Source organism: Bacillus sp. SIMBA_031 (assembly GCF_046535225.1).
Classification (GTDB): domain Bacteria; phylum Bacillota; class Bacilli; order Bacillales; family Bacillaceae; genus Bacillus; species Bacillus velezensis.
On record NZ_JAWRXC010000152.1, the window covers coordinates 1 to 278 of the forward strand.

At 58.3% G+C, this 278-nt stretch carries 1 protein-coding gene; it reads right to left on the reverse strand.

Annotation, left to right across the window (positions count from 1 at the left end):
* The coding region (locus tag SB724_RS19855) for a LysM peptidoglycan-binding domain-containing protein (protein ID WP_410572525.1) at window positions 1-229 on the reverse strand (229 nt) is incomplete at its 3' end.
* Window positions 230-278 lie beyond the last annotated feature (49 nt).

Sequence of the window (278 nt, forward strand, 5' to 3'; positions counted from 1 at the left end):
GGATATGGTTCCCTGCACGGACAAAGTAGGTGGTTCCCTTTGTGTACACGTACGGGACTTTGTTTGCTTCGGCCAGTTGCTCGGCGGTAATTCCGAAGCGGTATGTGATCCCGTCGAGGGTATCGTCAGGTTCAATGGTGTAACTGGTGGGGATGCCGTTCCCGTCGACGTTAGCCGTCCCTTTTGCGCCCTTGATCGGACCTGGAGCGGGGATCAGTCGGAGCTTCATGCCTGGCGCCAACGGGGCCCCGGGCTGTAGTCCATTGAATTCGGCGAGT